The sequence below is a fragment of the Mesorhizobium sp. M1C.F.Ca.ET.210.01.1.1 genome, assembly GCF_004791585.1.
Classification (GTDB): Bacteria; Pseudomonadota; Alphaproteobacteria; order Rhizobiales; family Rhizobiaceae; genus Mesorhizobium.
On sequence record NZ_SRUU01000035.1, the window covers coordinates 1 to 16,356 of the forward strand.

The following is a 16,356-nucleotide window of genomic DNA, read 5'->3' on the forward strand; positions in this document are numbered from 1 at the left end:
CTGCTCTGGGCGCCATTCGCGCCAACGATCGCTTCAAAGCCTTCTACACCGCGCTCGCGGCTCGATCCGGTTCGAAGAAACTCGCAATCGTGGCCGTCGCCAGAAAGCTTCTCGTCACACTCAATGCAATCATCCGCGACAAAACCGCCTTCGCATGAACACAGTTGCCATGCCGTGACGCGCGCCGAAGCACGCGGCGGCTCAGACCTCTGCACTGCTGCAACGCTCGCAAGTAACGGCATGGATCCTAGGGCCTGCGCGCGTCGCTTCGCTCCTTGCTCCGCCCTAGGATGACGAAGGCACCAGGCCGCCGTCCTTCCCCCTCACTCCGGCTGGTACAGCTCATCCATGCTGCGCGCCGCCAGCTCCGCGAACGGCGCCTGCTTCTTCACCCGGCCATGCTCCAGGATCACCAGGTCGTCGCAGAACGAGATCGTCGAGTGGTGGTGGCTGATGACGATGGTGGTGCGGCGGCCGGCGCGCGACTTCAGCGTTTCCACGATCGCCGCTTCGGAAAGCCCGTCGACCGCGTTGGTGGCCTCGTCGAGGATCAGGATATCCGGGTCGCGCACAAGCGCGCGGGCGAGCGCGATGCGCTGCCTTTGCCCGGCCGACAGGTTGACGCCGCGATAGCCGACGACGGTTTCGTAAGCCTGCGGCAGGCGTTCGATGAACTCATGTGCCTCGGCCAGCGCGGCCGCGCGGCGCGCCTCCTCGGCGCTCGCCGTGTCCTTGCCGTAGGTGATGTTGTCGAGGATGGTGCCATCCACCAGCTCCAGCTCCTGGCTGGCCAGCGCGATGTGCGCCCGCCATGCGACCGGGTCGATCTCGCCGAGCGGCGCGCCGTCGACGAGGATATTGCCGCCGTCCGGCTCGACGAAGCGGCAGAGCAGGTTGACGATGGTCGTCTTGCCGGCGCCGGAGCGGCCGATCAGCGCTGTCGAGCGGCCGCTTCTTATGTCGAAGCTCGCGGCATGCAGCACCGCCGCGCGCTGCTCCTCATTGGCATAGCTGAAGCTCACGCCCTCGAAGGCGATTTTTTCGCTTAAGGCGGCGAACGGCCGGCTGCCCTCGGGCGGCGCCGGCTTGTCCGTCGGGTCGAGCAGCCAGGTCACCTCTTCCAGCGACCCGGAAAGCCCCTGCAGCTGGCTCCAGGTCATCTGCAGGGCCCGCACATGCGGCTGCAGGCGATAGAGCAGGATGAGGAAGGCGGCGACCAGCGGGAAGCTCAGGCCCGCCAGCCAGGCGCCGATCACCACCGCCAGGAACAGCACGGCGTGCAGCACCTCCGTCAGCGGCGCCAGCGCGCCCTGGCGGCTGGCAAGCAGGAAGGCCGCCCGGCGCACGCCGTCGGAAGCCTTGTCGAACGTCGCCTTCTCGCGCGCTTCCTGCCCGAAGATGCGGATCAGCCGGCCGGCATGCACCAGATGCAGCATCCGCGAGGCCAAAGCGCTGTTGCGCGCCGAAACGCTGCGGCTGGGGGCTCTCAGATGCGCCGACAGCGCCATATGCGCCACTTGCACCAGCGCCAGGCCGAGCATCACCAAAAGCGTCATCTGCCAGGAGAGCAGCAAAAGGAACGCAAGCAGGATGAAAGCCGCCGAGGCGCTGACGATGGCGGCGAGCATCCCCTGGATGGCGTCCGACGCCCGCCAGGACTCGTTGGAGATGATGTTGAGCAGGCGTCCCGGGCTCTCCTTCAGGAAGAACGGATAGCCGATGCTGAGCAGGCGCCCGGCGAGCGCGCCGCGGATCGCCTGGCCGGCCTTGCCGTAGATATGGGCGGTGAGCACCGAATTGGCGAAGGCCAGCAGGTTCTTGAGCAGGATCGACGCCAGGATCGCGGCCGCGATCGCGATCAGCCGCTCGCGCTCGCCGAGTCCGGCACCGACCTTCTGCAGCAGCGCCGAGAAGCCGGCCATGCCGGTCGCATCGCCATGCCCCATGATGATGCCGAGCAGCGGAATGATCAGCCCGATGCCAAAGCCTTCGAGCGCAGCGCTTGCAAGGCCGAGCAGGACCACCGCGGGCAGCAGGCCAAGTTGCCTGCGGCCAAGCGCCTGGCGCAGCACCGACAACCCCAGCATCTTGCGCCCACTCATCTGGCGCCCGCTCATCGCGCGCCGGCCTCGGCACCGGCCTCGCTGGTCTCCGGGGCAGGCCGTGGCTGCCGGTCCGGCCGTCGGGTGATCGCCAGCAGCGCGAACTTCGCCGCGCCCGCCAGGTTCATCAGCACGATCGGCCAGTGCGACAGCCTGAGCTCCCGGTCGAAACGCGGGCCGCCGGCGAGCTCGCGCATGGCGGCCCGGGCCGCCCAGTAGAAATGGCGCAGCAGCCAGGGTGCGCGGCGGATGTGTTTCAGGCAGAGCGCGCCATTGCCGAAATGATAGTCGCGGTGCAGCCGGCCGATCGCCTTGCGGTCGCGCCGTCCATGGTGGTGGAAGATCGTCATGTCGGGCACATATTCCACCGCGATGCCGGCGAGCATGGCGCGCACCAGATAGTCGGTGTCCTCGGCCGAGCGCAGCGCGCCGCCGGCGCCGAAGCGTTCGTCGAAGCGGCCGATGCGGGCGGCAACGTCGCGGTGCATGCTCATGTTGCAGCCTAGCACGAAGCCGCCCGGATGGACGGCCGGCGTCAGCCGCTCGCGCTTCTCGCAGCGTTTTATGGTGAAGGGCAGGTCGCGCGCGTCGCCGATCTCGACGCGGCCGCCGCGGATCACCCATTTCTCGCCGCTCGCATAATGCCGTTCGAGGTCGGCGAGGTAGTTGCGGTCGAGCCGGCAATCGTCGTCGACGAAGACCAGCACCCGTCCGCGCGCCCGCGCCAGCGCCGCATTGCGCGCCGCCGCCAGTCCCGGCTGCGGCTCGCGGAGCGCCGTCAGCGCGATGCCGGACGTCTTGGCGATCCGCGAAAGATATTCGGCCGTGCCGTCGCGCGAGCCGTTGTCGACCACCACCAGCTCGGCCGCGAAGGCCGGATGCGCGCGGCAGGCGGCGCGGATCGAGGCGATGCAGGCTGCGAGCACCCTGAGGCGGTCGCGGGTGCAGACGATGAAGGAAACCTCCGGCCGCTGCCTGGGCCAGGGCGGGGCCGGCAGGGTCGGGCGGACAGGGTGGCGCTGGTCGCTCATGCCGCCCCCACCCGATAAGGCGCAAGCACCGACGCCGCCGGCGCGGATTTGAAACGGTAAGCCATCCGGTCGGCGCGTTTGCCCGCCCACATCGAGGCCTGGCTCAGCCAGGGCGCCCAGGCGCCGGGGCTGAGCGCGTATTTCTCGCGGCGGCGGATCGCGTTCCATTTCGCCGTCGCCGTCAACAGCTCATGCGTCAGCGCCGGCCGCTCCTCGTCATTGACGAGCTGGTAGAGGAAATAGAACAGGTTGAGCGCGCCGGCCGCGAAGCTCGGCCGCATGTCCGCGGGCAGGGCGGCGATCCTCTCCTCCAGCGCGCGGATGAAGCCGGCCACCCGGCGCACAGTCTCGAGTGAAACCGCATCGCCAATGGCGCGCAGGTCGCTTGTGTCCTCCGCCAAGCCTTCGCGCTCGAGATTCTCGCCGACGATCCTGAGATGCGTGCGCCGCATCTCGCCGACGTGCCGGCTGGTCACGCTGCCGGGGTGGACGCGGTAGACCAGCAGGCTTTCCTCAACCAAGGCCGCCGGATAGCGGTCGGCGAGCCGCCGGAAGAGGTCGAAATCCTCGGCATGCCGGTACGCGGCGTCGTAATAGAGGTCGGCCTCGCCGATGACGCGGCGGTTGTAGACCACCGTCGGGTGCATGAAGATGGTGAAGAACTTTGCAAGCACGGGGAGGCTGAGACGGAACACCGGATCCAGCCGGCCCCGGGCGATGCGGCCATGCACCAGCACGTCGACGAGCGAGCCGCAGAAGCCGAGCTCGGGCTGTGCTGCAAACAGCGCCGCCTGGCGCGACAGCCGCCACGGATAGGCGAAGTCGTCGGCGTCCATGCGCGCGACGAGCTCGCCTTGTGCCATCCGCAGCCCTTCGTTGAGGCTGGCGACGAGGCCGCGGTTCTCGCGCGAGATGATGGATACGCGGCTGTCGTCGCGGCGGTGGCGTTCGAGGATCTCCAGCGACCGGTCGGTCGAGCCGTCGTCGATGGCGATGACCTCGAGCCGGCCGTGGTCCTGCCGCAGGATCGATTGGATCGCGGCCGCGACATAGGGCTCGGCATTGTAGACCGGCAAAAGCACGGAGATGAGGGGCGCGCTTGCCATTATCGCCTTGCCTCCGTCCGCTGAAGGTCGAGCGCGCCGGCCGTGTGGCTGGTCCATTTGACGTCGCCCGACGCGCCTGACCGCGCCACGTAGGGGAAATAGCGCTTCAGGCCGTTGAGCGGCTTCTCGAAGAAGGTCCAGGAGAGCGAGGCGACCACGAGCGTCGCGGCGCCGGCGACCAGGAACCGGCCAGGCCCCTGTTCCGAGACGTTGAGCGGGATCCATGGCTGCGCCTTGACGGCATAGGCGAGCAGGATCGGGTGATAGAGGTAGACGCCGTAGCTGATGCGGCCGAGAAAAAGCAGCGGTGGCAGTTCGGCGAGCCGGCCGAGCACGCCGCCAAGGCCGCTCGAGCAGGCGGAGACGATCGCCATCAGCGGCACCAGCGGCAGCACCTGCACCAGCATCCAGCGCGGCCACTCCCAAGTCGAATCGGCCGGCCCCGGATCGGACCAGACGACGAGCAGGAAGAGCGCCGCCAAGGCCGGCCAGCCGAGCCGCATCCATCGCGGCAGGTCGGCGCCCCTGGCGCGGCGGACGGCAAGCAACGCTCCGCCGGCAAGCGCATCCATCGAGGCCGGTGGCAACAGGTCCCGCGCCAGCGCCGGGTCGGCGGCAATGGGCCAATAGAAGCGGTAGGCGAGCGAGAAGCCGATGACGCCGATGGTAATCGCTTCGATTCGTTTGCGCGGCGCCAGAAGCACGATCAGCGGCCAGGCGAGATAGAACTGCTCTTCGATGCTGAGGCTCCAGAAATGGCAGAGCAGCCAGGGGTTCCAGTCATTGCGCAGCGCGTACCAGAAGTTCGACAGGTAGAGCGCGTGCCAGGCGAGCGAGGCCCTGGACTGCTCCAGGTCAGTGAACCAGACCAGCGCCAGCACCGCGAAATAGGGCGGGAAGATGCGGATCACGCGCCTGGCATAGAAGGAGCGCAGCGCCGGCCCGGCCTCGAATGCCGCCGCGTCCCGTGCCTCCAGCAAAAGCCGCGTGATCAGGAAGCCGGAGAGCACGAAGAACAGCCTGACGCCAAGATGGCCCAGGAAGGAGGTGCCGTTTGGCGCGAGGAAATGCGCATAGAGCACCAGCGTCACGGCAACCGCCCGCAGCGTGTCCAACTGGATATCGCGCGCGTTAGCCATCAGCGGCTCACGCGAAGTCTGACGCAAGAGCCGGGCCAGGAACCGACCATGGACGCGCAAAGCCCGCAGGCTGCGCCCGTCGGCGAATCTTTTTCCGAAGCGCTGTCGTCACCGGTCAGCGGAATGCCCATCAGAGCCAATGTCGCGGCATCCTCCACTGTGCACGTCCCCGCGACGGATTTGTCTCGGCTCGATGTTGCAGCGCAACACAAAATCCTTACGACTCTGAAATAAAGCCGTGATACCGACAACCAGGAGGAATAGTTGTATTGCCAGGCTATTCCCATAGCTGTCCAATGGTCCCCCATATTCATAGGCAGTTGGTCTGATTTTCACGAAGTAACTATCGTCAAGGATGCCGAAAAATAATATAGACAACCATTGCGAGAACGTTAGGAATATTGAATGGAATGAACTCGGAGCGGTTTTTGAGCCTTGAGCCGACGAGAGAAAAGGGCTTCGATTTCAAACTCTTGTGCAGTGCAGCAGGGCCCGCCGGCTAGGCGCCGGGCGCCTTGTCCCACCATCCCCCGTTCGCTGCCTCACGACAGCGCGACCGTCGGGCACTATCCCAGCATCCATGCATGCGGCCAGGGAGGATCGAGAGGAAGTGACGTCGACGCCGATCGCAAAGCCGCAGGCGCGGGTGGGCGCTTTGCCCGTCCTCGGCCTGCTCGGCGCCATTCTTTCGGTGCAGGTGGGCGCCGCCTTCGCCAAGGGTCTGTTTCCTGTGCTTGGCGCGCAGGGCACGACCATGCTCAGGCTCGCCATCGGCGCGCTCCTGCTGGCGGCGGTGCTCAGGCCGTGGAGAGTGCTGCCGACGCGAAGGGGACTGCCCTGGCTCGCCGCCTATGGCGTCACCGTTTCGGTCATGAACCTGCTCTTTTATGCCGCGCTCGAGCGCATTCCGCTGGGCATCTGCGTGGCGCTCGAATTCACCGGCCCGCTTTTCGTCGCCACACTTGGCTCCAGGCGCTTCCTCGACCTCGTCTGGGTGGGGCTGGCGATCGCCGGCATCGTGCTGCTCTCGCCGTTTGCCGATGTCAACTATGGGGCCGATATCGGCCGGGGACTCGATCCGGCGGGCGTGCTGCTTGCGCTTGCCGCGGGCGCCTGCTGGGGGCTCTACATCATCTTCGCGCCGAAGGCCGGCGCCGAGCTTGGCGCCCGCACCTCGGCCTATGGCATGGCTATCGCGGCGCTCGTTGCGCTGCCTTTCGGCTTCACCGCCGCCGCCCCTTATCTCACCGATCCGCATGTCATGGCTGGCGCGGTCGTCGTCGGGCTGTTCTCCAGCGCGCTGCCCTTCTGGCTGGAGATGATGGTGCTCGCCAGGATGCCGGCGAAAGTCTATGGCATGATCGTCTGTCTGGAACCGGCGGGCGCCGCCGTCACAGGCTTCCTCTTCCTGCATGAGAGCCTGAGCGCCCTGCAATGCGCCGGCATCGCCGCTGTGATCGCCGCTGCCTTCGGCGCGGCCGTGACGGCGAGAGCGCCGGTTCCGTCGCCAGGCTGACACAGAAGCGTGCAGCGGCTTGGGGGGACGACATGCATCAGAACAAGGGACTCAAAGCGCCGTGCCGCCTGGATCCTTTTCGGCGCGACCTGCTTTAAACTGCTGGCCGCGCTGGAAAAAAAGCTGTACGCGCAGCCGTGCCAGACCACATCTGGTGGTTGAGATAAGACTTAGGTCTGATATCGCCACCAAAAAGGTCTGATCAAACAAGACAAGGGTCGTGGGCCACTTCCCCGCGAGGCGCTGATTGGGGATGCTAATGCTGCGACATTGCCAGTGGGGTAGTTTGGCCGAAGGGTCGGATGGCTGGCATGGGGAGAATGGGATGCGCGTGTCGCGCATGGGCTGCAGGCTTGTCTTGCGAGCGCTCATTGCGCTGGCGCTTGTTGTCGCGCCCTTTCATCTCTCCATCGACGGTCCTGTCGTGACCAAGGCCTATGCCGGTAAAGGCGGCAACGGCAATGGCGGCGGAAACAGCGGGAACGGGAACGGCAACTCGGGCGGAAACAGCGGCGGAAACAGCGGAAACGGCAACTCGGGCGGCAATAACGGCAACTCGGGCGGCAATAACGGCAACAGCGGCGGAAACGGTAGTAGCGGCGGAAATAGCGGAAACGGCAACTCGGGCGGCAATAGCGGCAACAGCGGCGGAAACAACGGTAACAGCAATTCTGGGGGCAACAGCAACAGTGGCGGAAACCGCGGCAACAGCAAGGGCGCGACGAACAGCGCCTCCAACAGCGCCGCAAGCAGCACCGCCGATGTCGAGGATCATGTAAACGCCGCGACCGGCGACAAGGTCGAGGTCAGTGCCAACAGCATCCAGGTCACGCACCGGAACGGAATGAAGGAGACGGTTGAGAACGGCAGGTTCAGGATGGAGGACAAGTTTGGTCGCACCATCGTCGAGCGCAGGGCCACAATGGCCGATCTCAATCGCCTGAGAAGTTTGTGAAAGCAAAGTTTGTGAGAGCGAGGTTCTATCTGGATTAGATCTTTAAGGGACCAAAGGCCAGCGCTGCAAAATCAGGTTGCCACCTTTTGCTTCGTCTCTTCGGTCCTGATCATCTTATGACAGAACTCCCGCTACTCACCTTGCCCCCGCCTTTTGGCGGGGGTACTTTTTTGGGCCCTAGGCTGCCGGGTAAGGCGGGCTCTTGGCGCACGACCCCGCAGGCCGGGGAAACAATCCATACGCAAATCAAAGTGTTACGGTGCTTTTCGCGTCCAGGTAGAGACGCCTGCGCCGTAGCATGCCGCGGCTCGTTGGGCGTCCGCGCGGTTCTCGCAGGCCACAGTCATAATGAATTGCCGGGCAATTTCCAAGTGATTTGGTTAACGCAGCGGCAGCGGCACCTTCGAAATTTTCGCCCACTGGTTGCGACGATGGTCCCCCAGCGGCCGCAAAAAGGTCCGACCGCACATGGCAAGGGTCGTGGGCCGCTTCCGTAGCCTTACCAAACCGTGAATCTTTTCCTGGTCAAGACACCGGTTCCGCCTTGGCCAGGCTGAGAGCGGAACTTCGGCAGGGCCGAGGCGGAACCGGCATCAACCAGGGACAGCATGCACGAACCCACCTCCAATAGGTTTGTCCGCCTTACGCTGCGCGTCACGGCCGCGCTGGCGCTCGTTGTCGCGACTGGTCACTTCACGCCCGATAGCGCTGCCAGGCTCCTGGTGCCCGCCGCCTATGCCGGCGGCGGCAATGGCGGCGGCCACGGCGGTGGCAATGGCGGCGGCGGCAATGGCGGCGGCGGCAATAGCGGCGGCAATTCAGGCAACAGCAATGCCGGCGGCGGCAATGCCAATGCCGGGCCTGGCAACAACAGCGGCAAAGGCAACACCAACCCGGGCAAGTCCTCCAGCCATGTCAATGCGGCGACAGGCGATACCGTCGAGGTCGACGGCAACAAGATCACCGTGATCCACCGCAACGGCATGAAGGAGGAGATCGAGAACGGCCGCTTCGAGATGACCGATGCGCAAGGCCGCACCATCGTCGAGCGCTGGGCTACACAGGACGACCTGACCCGCCTGCTAAGCTTGTGAGGGTTGAGAGAAGCTACCCCCTTTTCCGTGCCCTCGCATGTCACCCCCGCCTTCCGGAGGCGGGGGTGATTGCGATTTGGGAGTAGGGGGTTCTTTTCCCTACTGCCCAATCCCTGCTGCCTATTCCCTTACTCCCTCTCCCTCGCCTCATGCATCAGCAGCGCCGCTTCCGTCCGGTTGCGCACGTTGAGCTTGGCCAGCACCCGGGTCATGTGGTGCTTTACCGTCTTTTCCTGCAGCGACAGCCGGGCGGCGACTTCCTTGTTGCTCAGGCCCTCGGCCACCAGCCTCAGGATCTCGGCCTCGCGACCGGTGAGCTGGCTGAGCGGGTCCGGCTTGCGGCTGGTCGGCTGCAAGAGGTCTGACAGCAGTCGGGCCGAGAGTGTCGGCGAGACATAGCTCTGGCCGTTGGCGACGTCGCGCAGGATCTCGGCCAGCGACTTGGAGCCGACGCCTTTCAGCACATAGCCGCGCGCGCCCGTCTTCAGCGCCTGGGCGACGTCGGCATTGGTCTCGGACACGGTGAGCATGACGATCTTCTGCTCGGGCGCCGCCGCAAGGATGGCGGCCAGCGCATTGAGGCCGCCGCCGGGCATGCTGATGTCGAGCAGCAGCACGTCGGGCGTACTGGCGCGGACCAGCCTTTCGGCGTCTTCGGCGCTGGCCCCTTCGCCCACAAGCTCGAAGCCGCCGATCTCGCTGAGGCTGCGCGCGACGCCCTCGCGAAACAGCGGATGGTCATCGACAATGGCGATACGGATGGGTGTGGTCACGGCTGCTCCTCGACAGACAATGTGATTACAAGTCTCGTTCCTCCAGGGCCCGAAAGCGTCTCGAATTGCCCGCCAATGCTTTCGATACGCTCCCTGAGGCCGGCGAGTCCGAGGCCTTCGCTCCGTGCGGGATTGAAGCCCGGACCGGCATCCTGCACCTCGACGAGGAGCTTGCCGCCTTTCATCGTCGCTCTCACCTGCTGGCCTTTGCCCTTGCCGTGCCGGTAGGCGTTGTTCAGCCCCTCCTGCACGAAACGATAGATGCTGATCTTCTCCGAGGTGCCGAGTTCCGGCAAGCGCTCGGGCAGCGTCAGCAACACTTTGGTGTCGGTGCGGCGCTCATGCTCGGCCACCGCCAGCCGCAATATGTCGGCCACCGCCTGCGTCTCGATCTGCGGCAGCACCAGGCCGTTGCAGATGCCGCGTATCTCGCGCATCGCTTCGCCGAGCGTCTTGTGGATGCCGGCGATCTCGGCCTCGCGCTGCGGTTTCGGCGTGGCGGGGTCGACGAGCACCGGACTGTCCATCCTGAGCGCGGCGAGCGCCACCAACTGTGCCGGGCCGTCATGCAGGTCGGCGCCGATGCGCCTCAGATAGCGCTCGTTGATCGCGGTGGCGCGGCGCGAGGCGCGCTGCACGCGCTGGCGCAGCGACGAATTCTGCGCCAGTGCCGACTGCAGCTCGGTGACCTTGGCTTCAAGCGCGGCGCGCTGTGTCTGGATGGTGCGGCTGCCGCGAAACACGATACCCGACAAAAGCGCCAGCGAGGTCGCCGTGGCGGCGGCAACCACCAGCCAGGTCCATCTCAGCGCCGAATTCAGCGTCTCCTGGAAATCGTCGGCGATCTCGTAGAATTCCGACACCGCCACCACTTCGCCCGACCATGGCTCGCGCACGGGATTGTAGATCTCGAACAGCGACGCGTTCACCGTTTTCTCGTCGCCCGCTTCGGGATCGTCGTCGAGGTTGTTGTATTCGGCCACGACATTGCCGGCGAAGGCCGAGACGAGATTGGGGTTGGGAGGAAAGCTCTTGCCGATCAGCGACGAGTCGTCGGCATAAAGCACCGTGCCGTCGCGCCGCCACAGCTTGAACGACACCAGCCTCTTGCCGAGCGCGCCCTGGCCGAGCGTCTCGTCAAGCGCCCGCTTGACCGTGTCGTCGAGCTCGCGGCTCTTGCGCAGGTCAGGCAAGAGCGGTGCGATCACGCTGTCGACATAGAGCGCTGTGGTGGCGGCGGAGTTGTGCATCACCCCCTCGCGGATCTGCGACGTCACCCAGAGGCCGACCACGAGCATCACGGCCAAAAGTCCGATGCCCCCGGCAATCACAAACTGCCAGGCAAGCGATAGCCCGCTCCAGTTTTGCACAAGTCGTCTCAAAGTCTCCCTGAGCATATGCGCGATTCACCCCACCATTGGCCAAGATTATAGGCCAGCCGCGGCGATTGCGACACCGACCTTGGTCCGGCGCCCGGTGGACGGTTAACGCCGGTCCAGATCGGCTGGCCCGCTCATCGAGGAAATGCGTCGCTTTCGACGGAACGCAAGAGTGTGCGGCCGCGTTCTATGTCGCTATGTCGAAGGGGTCTGACAAGGCCGAAAGGGCATCCTTGGCCTCGCTTGCCGAGGCGGAGCGCCGGGCGCGCGCGGAAAAGAACGCCAGGCTAAGGAGCCTTCGTACGCATACGTCGTGGCTGGTGCTGGATCCCGATGCGCTTTTCCGCGACGAGATCGACTGCTCGGCGCTGTTTGGTGAAATGCCGATGCCAAAGGTCCCCCGCCCGGGGTAGGAGCGAGCGCTTGGCCGTTACGCCAACTGCAGCCGCCCGACCGAATCCGCGCGCGATATCGCGACCAGCCGCGCGGCGGCCAATGGCGCCAGGATCATGAAAACCGCCGTGATGCCGAGGAAGATCGACCATGCCAGATCGATCCCGCTATGGTCATAGCAGACTGCAAATTCCATGACGCCTTACCCTTTTTATCTATACCCCCACCCGCTGCGCATCAGGTTGCCACGCGCTAAACCAAGCATGATCCTGATTTGCGGGAAATACAAGGGATCGCTAATTTTTGCAGTGTCTCAGTTCGAAATTTGATCGTAGCCAACGACCAGCGGGTGCCGGATCAGCGCATTCATCAAAAATGGTAGCCCTAGCACGCTTGGTACAAACCACAGTGCAAGATGGGGAAGCTCGCGCCAGCCCGGTAGAAATTGTCCGTTGTCCACGAGGAATGCCGTCAGCATCAAAATATAGGAAGCGCCCATGCCGGATAGGTGAAGGCGCGGCCATTGCCGCCAGCGGCGCTGCGCGGCGCTTCGACCGAGGAACGCCGCCACAAACGCCAGAAGCCCGAGAATGAACAGGTGATAATTGTGCACCCAGCGCATCGCAGAAAGGATAGCCGCACTGCCAGCCAAGACGGCTAGTAGCCAAAAGTAGGTTGTCCCGAAGTTGGAATGTCGGCCCCGACCCTTGCGGCTGAGGATGGCAAACGCACCTACGATCACCGTGCTGATTCCGACCAGAATATGGAAGCCGACGATCCACAGAAAGACCGGATCAGTTGAGGGAACCTGGATGCCTAGGATGACGGTCATGCCGTCAATCACGCGTCAGGATTGCGCTTTTTGTAGGGACCGCGCTTACCCGTCTTCCGGCGCTTGGCGCGACCGGCGGATGAAAGCCAGTCAAATTTCAAACTGAGACACGACCCTAATTTTCCTGCTCCGGAAAACCGGCGCCGGCAATCCGGTCAGGCGCAGCGGGCCTTGCCGCTCGCGGGCGAACAGCATGATGCGCTGGCCACCTTCTGCTCCTCCAGCCAGCGGTCGCGCGGCTTGCAGCTTGCCGGCCGCGGCGACAGCTCGACCTCGACGGTGCCGCCGACCAGCGCCGGCTGCGTTGCCCGGTGAAGCTCCATCGGCCGGATGCCGTCGCTGACTTCGAAGGTCAGCCTGGCGGCCTGATCGAGAGCCACGTGGTCGGCGACCTTGCGGATGATGGCGGCGAATTTGCCGGCCGGCATGTGCACCGGCCCGCCTTCGTCGACGTCCCATAGCTGGACGAAGATTTCCGACCAGGATTCCGGGTTGGCGCCGCAATCCAGCGCCGAGAACTGCCCGGCCTTGACCTCGGTCACATGGTAGCCCGGCTTCACCGGCCGTCCGTCATAGCGGAACACCAGCGGCTTGTCCTTATGGTCGGCCAGCGCGTCGAGCAGGTCGCCGATGGTAAGATCCGACGGGTCGATGGCGGGGGCAGGGGCGATTTTACGGTTGCCAGGAGAGAGCATGTCGGCTATTCCTCATTTCAACATTTCAAGGATTATTGAAACGTGGATGAACGTCAAGCCCTGATCGCCTTTGGCGCGCTCTCGCAGGACACGCGGCTGAGGCTGCTTCGATTGCTGGTTGTCGCCGGGCCGGACGGCATCGCCGCCGGTTCGCTCGCCGAGCAGGTCGAGGTCTCGCCCTCCAATGTCAGCTTCCACCTCAAGGAACTCGAGCGCGCCGGCCTGGTCAGCGCGCGGCGCGACGCGCGCTCGATCGTCTACAGCGCCGAATATGACGCGCTGTCCGGCCTGATTCGGTTCCTGATGGAGGATTGCTGCTCGGGCCGCCCGGAAATCTGCGCGCCGGCGCTTGCCGCGCCTTGCTGCCGGCCGGGCGAGGGGAGCCGGCAGTGACCGCTTACGATCTTGCGCGCCGCGCCGTTGCCGAAGTCCTGGGCACCGGCCTCCTGGTGGCGACGGTGGTCGGCTCCGGCATCATGGCCGAGACGCTGACGCACGACACGGCCCTGGCGTTGCTCGGCAACACGCTCGCGACCGGCGCCATGCTGGTGGTGCTGATCACCATCCTCGGGCCGATCTCCGGCGCCCATTTCAATCCGGCCGTCTCGCTTGTCTTCTGTTTGAACCGGACGCTGCCGGCCCGCGATCTGCCGGCCTATCTCGCCGCGCAGGTCGCCGGCGGCATCGCCGGCACGATTGCCGCGCATCTCATGTTCGCGCTGCCGGTGCTGGAGTTCGCGACGAAGCTGCGCGCCGGACCGGCGCAATGGTTCTCGGAAGTTGTCGCGACCTTCGGGTTGGTCGCCGTCATCCTCGCCGGCATTCGCTTCGAGCGGCGGGCCGTGCCCTGGCTCGTCGGCCTCTTCATCACCGCCGCCTACTGGTTCACCGCCTCCACCTCCTTCGCCAATCCGGCCGTCGCGCTGGCGCGTTCGCTCACCGACACGTTTTCCGGCATTAGGCCGGCCGACCTGCCGGGCTTCATCGTCGCCGAGCTGCTCGGCGCCTTGATCGCGCTGGCGCTGATGGGCTGGCTGCTGCGGCCCGAAACTATCGAGCATCCCAGCCCCTGAAAGCCGAGCCCGAGAGCCAAACCATGACCGTCACGATCTATCACAACCCCGCCTGCGGCACCTCGCGCAACACGCTCGCCATGATCCGCGCCAGCGGCGAGGACCCGGTGGTGATCGAATATCTGAAGACCCCGCCCACCCGCGAGCGGCTGCTCGAGCTGATCGCGGCGATGGGCATCACCCCGCGTGAGCTGCTCAGGGAAAAGGGGACGCCATATGCCGAGCTTGGCCTTGGCGATCCGAAATGGAGCGACGACCAGCTGGTCGATTTCATGCTCGCCCATCCCATCCTCATCAACCGGCCGATCGTCGAGACGCCCAAGGGGGCAAGGCTCTGCCGGCCGTCGGAGGCGGTGCTGCCGCTGCTCGACAATCCGGTGCGCGAGTTCGTCAAGGAGGATGGCGAGAAGGTCGGCTACGTGCCGGGGCAAGCCTGATTGGAAGCCGCGGCACCTGTCGCCCGCAATCGCCATGTCCTCGTCTCGGCGCTTGGCGTCACGCAGATCCTCGCCTGGGGATCTTCCTTCTATCTGCCTGCGGTGCTCGCCGCGCCGATCGCCGCCGACACAGGCTGGTCGCTGGCGTCGGTCATTGCCGGGCTCTCCTGCGGGCTTCTGCTTGCGGGCTTGGTCTCGCCGATCACCGGGCGGCTGATTCAGCGTCACGGCGGCCGGCCGGTGCTTGCCGCGAGTTCGCTGCTTTTGGCGGCCGCGCATTTGCTGATGGCGGCCGCCACCGCCTATCCGCTTTACCTGGCTGCCTGGCTGTTCATGGGACTTGGCATGTCGAGCGGGCTTTACGATGCCGGCTTCGCCACGCTCGGGCGCCTCTATGGACAGGGCGCGCGCGGCGCGATCACCAACCTGACGCTTTTCGGCGGCTTCGCCAGCACGGTCTGCTGGCCGCTCAGCGCCTTCCTCGTCGAGCATGAAGGATGGCGCATCGCGTGCCTTTGCTACGCCGCGATCCACCTTCTGCTCTGCCTGCCGCTTCACCTCTGGGCGATACCGCCGCCTCCGCCGCTGCCGACGCCGGCGTCGGCTGCAGCCGGGCTGAAGCAGCCGTCGACCACCGGCCGGACGAGGACACGTTTCATCCTGCTCGCCTCCATCCAGACCGTGGCGGCACTGATAGCATCCACGCTCTCAGTCCACCTCCTTGCCCTGCTGCAGCTTCGCGGGGTGGGCCTGGCGGCCGCGGTCGGCCTTGGAGCTTTGGTCGGTCCGTCACAAGTCGGCGCGCGCGTGGCCGAGATGCTGATCGGCCGCAACCGGCATCACCCGATCTGGACGATGCTGAGATCCGTATCGCTACTTGCGGCCGGCGTCTGGCTGCTGCTTACCAGCCCGGCCCTCATCGCCCTGGCATTGATCCTCTATGGCGCCGGCAACGGCATCCATACGATCGCGCGCGGCGCCCTGCCGCTCGTCCTGTTCGATCCGCAACGATACGCCGCGCTCATGGGCAGGCTCGCGACGCCGAGCCTGATCGTCCAGGCGGCAGCTCCCTCGATTGGGGCGCTGCTTCTCGGCGCGGGCGGCGGCAACCTCGTCCTGACGACGCTAGCGGTCGCCGCAACGCTCAATGTGGGGCTCTGTGTCTGCCTGGTGGTGTCTGTGCGCCGGACATAGTCACGCGCAGTCCTTCAGCTCGATCACCTCGACGCCGAGGCGGAAGGCCTGGCCATCGGCATAGGAGCGCGCATATTGCTCGGCTTCGAAGGGGAAGGTCAGCGTGGTGCCGTAGGCGGTGACGCGCACCGTCCACTTCCGGCCCTTGACGAGTTCAACACCGTGAAGCTTCGCCGTCGCCATCTCATCCTCCTCCAGTCCGGCACGCTCGCGACGCACAGATAACGTCGCGGAAGTCATTTGAGTACAAATAATCCGACCGAATTGTGTCGCTGCCACGCCGATTCCGACATTCGGCCTGGCGCTTCCGTGAAATGGATCACGTTCGGCCCGGCCGGAACCCGGATAGCTCCAATTGGTTAGAGTTATGAGAACGCCGAGGAGGTCGCCATGATCCGCAAGCTGAAGTCCGGCGAATACCGTCTCTATTCGCGCAAGATCGATCCGAGGACCGGCAAGCGCCGCAACCTCGGCACCTTCAAGTCGAGGGAGGCGGCCGAGAAGCACGAGCGCGAGGTCCAGTACTTCAAGCGGCATTAGTTCCCTCAGACAGTTCTAACCGGGATGGACACGCGGGCCCACCAGAACAGTTCGCCTGTCGTTCATTAATATCCTACCCTGGGGGATAGGATACCGG

The 16,356-nt window shown here is 65.3% G+C and carries 21 protein-coding genes; 10 read left to right on the forward strand and 11 right to left on the reverse strand.

Features of this window, described 5'->3' with window-relative positions:
* Nucleotides 1-323: 323 nt before the first annotated feature.
* Genes EN853_RS28040 through EN853_RS28055 form a run of 4 tightly spaced genes read right to left on the reverse strand, consistent with a single transcriptional unit; the run spans nt 324 to nt 5,378 of the window.
* Nucleotides 324-2,102, reverse strand: a complete 1,779-nt coding sequence (locus EN853_RS28040; protein ID WP_127862357.1) for an ABC transporter ATP-binding protein — start codon at nt 2,100-2,102, stop codon at nt 324-326.
* A gap of 11 nt (nt 2,103-2,113) precedes the next feature.
* A complete protein-coding gene (locus EN853_RS28045; RefSeq protein ID WP_127862353.1) occupies nt 2,114-3,133 on the reverse strand; it encodes a glycosyltransferase in 1,020 nt (339 codons plus the stop codon).
* The gene (locus tag EN853_RS28050; protein ID WP_127862352.1) at nt 3,130-4,239 is read right to left on the reverse strand and encodes a glycosyltransferase; all 1,110 of its coding nucleotides are present in this window, start codon (nt 4,237-4,239) and stop codon (nt 3,130-3,132) included. Before EN853_RS28050 ends, EN853_RS28045 begins: the two co-directional genes overlap by 4 nt.
* Nucleotides 4,239-5,378: an acyltransferase gene (locus EN853_RS28055; protein WP_127862351.1), complete on the reverse strand. Its 1,140-nt coding sequence runs from the start codon at nt 5,376-5,378 to the stop codon at nt 4,239-4,241. Before EN853_RS28055 ends, EN853_RS28050 begins: the two co-directional genes overlap by 1 nt.
* 48 nt (nt 5,379-5,426) lie before the next feature.
* On the opposite strand from EN853_RS28055, the gene EN853_RS28060 reads away from it, so the two are divergent.
* Complete coding sequence (locus EN853_RS28060; protein ID WP_127862350.1) at nt 5,427-5,612, forward strand: hypothetical protein; 186 nt, start codon at nt 5,427-5,429, stop codon at nt 5,610-5,612.
* 376 nt (nt 5,613-5,988) lie between these two features.
* Nucleotides 5,989-6,894, forward strand: a complete 906-nt coding sequence (locus tag EN853_RS28065; protein ID WP_127862349.1) for an EamA family transporter — start codon at nt 5,989-5,991, stop codon at nt 6,892-6,894.
* Between the two features lie 51 nt (nt 6,895-6,945).
* Here the strand turns inward: EN853_RS28065 and EN853_RS34185 are convergent, their stop codons facing one another.
* On the reverse strand, nt 6,946-7,104 hold the full coding sequence (locus tag EN853_RS34185; protein WP_167524635.1) for a hypothetical protein: 159 nt from the start codon (nt 7,102-7,104) through the stop codon (nt 6,946-6,948).
* A gap of 115 nt (nt 7,105-7,219) precedes the next feature.
* Here EN853_RS34185 and EN853_RS28070 point away from each other — a divergent pair, with 115 nt between their 5' ends.
* Together EN853_RS28070 and EN853_RS34190 are read left to right on the forward strand one after the other, a co-directional pair.
* The gene (locus tag EN853_RS28070) at nt 7,220-7,849 is read left to right on the forward strand and encodes a hypothetical protein (protein WP_127862348.1); all 630 of its coding nucleotides are present in this window, start codon (nt 7,220-7,222) and stop codon (nt 7,847-7,849) included.
* Nucleotides 7,850-8,457: 608 nt separating this feature from the next.
* Nucleotides 8,458-8,943, forward strand: a complete 486-nt coding sequence (locus tag EN853_RS34190; RefSeq protein WP_167524636.1) for a hypothetical protein — start codon at nt 8,458-8,460, stop codon at nt 8,941-8,943.
* A gap of 128 nt (nt 8,944-9,071) precedes the next feature.
* Here EN853_RS34190 and EN853_RS28080 read toward each other — a convergent pair whose 3' ends face one another.
* Nucleotides 9,072-9,716, reverse strand: coding sequence for a response regulator transcription factor (locus tag EN853_RS28080; RefSeq protein ID WP_127862346.1), 645 nt, complete (start codon nt 9,714-9,716; stop codon nt 9,072-9,074).
* Complete coding sequence (locus EN853_RS28085) at nt 9,713-11,113, reverse strand: sensor histidine kinase (protein WP_127862345.1); 1,401 nt, start codon at nt 11,111-11,113, stop codon at nt 9,713-9,715. The genes EN853_RS28080 and EN853_RS28085 overlap by 4 nt, the downstream gene beginning before the upstream one ends.
* A 215-nt stretch (nt 11,114-11,328) precedes the next feature.
* Between EN853_RS28085 and EN853_RS28090 the strand changes: the two genes are divergently transcribed.
* The gene (locus tag EN853_RS28090) at nt 11,329-11,508 is read left to right on the forward strand and encodes a hypothetical protein (RefSeq protein ID WP_167524637.1); all 180 of its coding nucleotides are present in this window, start codon (nt 11,329-11,331) and stop codon (nt 11,506-11,508) included.
* Between the two features lie 17 nt (nt 11,509-11,525).
* Here EN853_RS28090 and EN853_RS34195 read toward each other — a convergent pair whose 3' ends face one another.
* From EN853_RS34195 to EN853_RS28100, 3 genes are all read right to left on the reverse strand, one after another.
* Nucleotides 11,526-11,684, reverse strand: coding sequence for a hypothetical protein (locus EN853_RS34195; protein WP_167524638.1), 159 nt, complete (start codon nt 11,682-11,684; stop codon nt 11,526-11,528).
* A 117-nt stretch (nt 11,685-11,801) separates the two neighbouring features.
* Nucleotides 11,802-12,320 (reverse strand): DUF2306 domain-containing protein, encoded by a 519-nt coding sequence (locus EN853_RS28095; RefSeq protein ID WP_127862343.1) that lies wholly within the window; start codon nt 12,318-12,320, stop codon nt 11,802-11,804.
* A 155-nt stretch (nt 12,321-12,475) separates the two neighbouring features.
* On the reverse strand, nt 12,476-13,015 hold the full coding sequence (locus tag EN853_RS28100; protein WP_127862342.1) for a DUF6428 family protein: 540 nt from the start codon (nt 13,013-13,015) through the stop codon (nt 12,476-12,478).
* Nucleotides 13,016-13,057: 42 nt separating this feature from the next.
* On the opposite strand from EN853_RS28100, the gene EN853_RS28105 reads away from it, so the two are divergent.
* Genes EN853_RS28105 through EN853_RS28120 form a run of 4 tightly spaced genes read left to right on the forward strand, consistent with a single transcriptional unit; the run spans nt 13,058 to nt 15,719 of the window.
* On the forward strand, nt 13,058-13,408 hold the full coding sequence (locus tag EN853_RS28105) for a metalloregulator ArsR/SmtB family transcription factor (RefSeq protein WP_127862341.1): 351 nt from the start codon (nt 13,058-13,060) through the stop codon (nt 13,406-13,408).
* Entirely contained in the window at nt 13,405-14,088 is a 684-nt protein-coding gene (locus EN853_RS28110) for an MIP/aquaporin family protein (protein WP_127862340.1), read from the forward strand. The genes EN853_RS28105 and EN853_RS28110 overlap by 4 nt, the downstream gene beginning before the upstream one ends.
* A 23-nt stretch (nt 14,089-14,111) precedes the next feature.
* Complete coding sequence (gene arsC / locus EN853_RS28115) at nt 14,112-14,525, forward strand: arsenate reductase (glutaredoxin) (RefSeq protein ID WP_127862339.1); 414 nt, start codon at nt 14,112-14,114, stop codon at nt 14,523-14,525.
* Nucleotides 14,526-15,719, forward strand: coding sequence for an MFS transporter (locus EN853_RS28120; RefSeq protein WP_127862338.1), 1,194 nt, complete (start codon nt 14,526-14,528; stop codon nt 15,717-15,719). It begins immediately after the preceding gene.
* Here EN853_RS28120 and EN853_RS28125 read toward each other — a convergent pair whose 3' ends face one another.
* Nucleotides 15,720-15,902, reverse strand: coding sequence for a hypothetical protein (locus EN853_RS28125; protein WP_127862337.1), 183 nt, complete (start codon nt 15,900-15,902; stop codon nt 15,720-15,722).
* A gap of 207 nt (nt 15,903-16,109) precedes the next feature.
* Between EN853_RS28125 and EN853_RS28130 the strand changes: the two genes are divergently transcribed.
* Complete coding sequence (locus EN853_RS28130; protein WP_112100506.1) at nt 16,110-16,259, forward strand: hypothetical protein; 150 nt, start codon at nt 16,110-16,112, stop codon at nt 16,257-16,259.
* Nucleotides 16,260-16,356 lie beyond the last annotated feature (97 nt).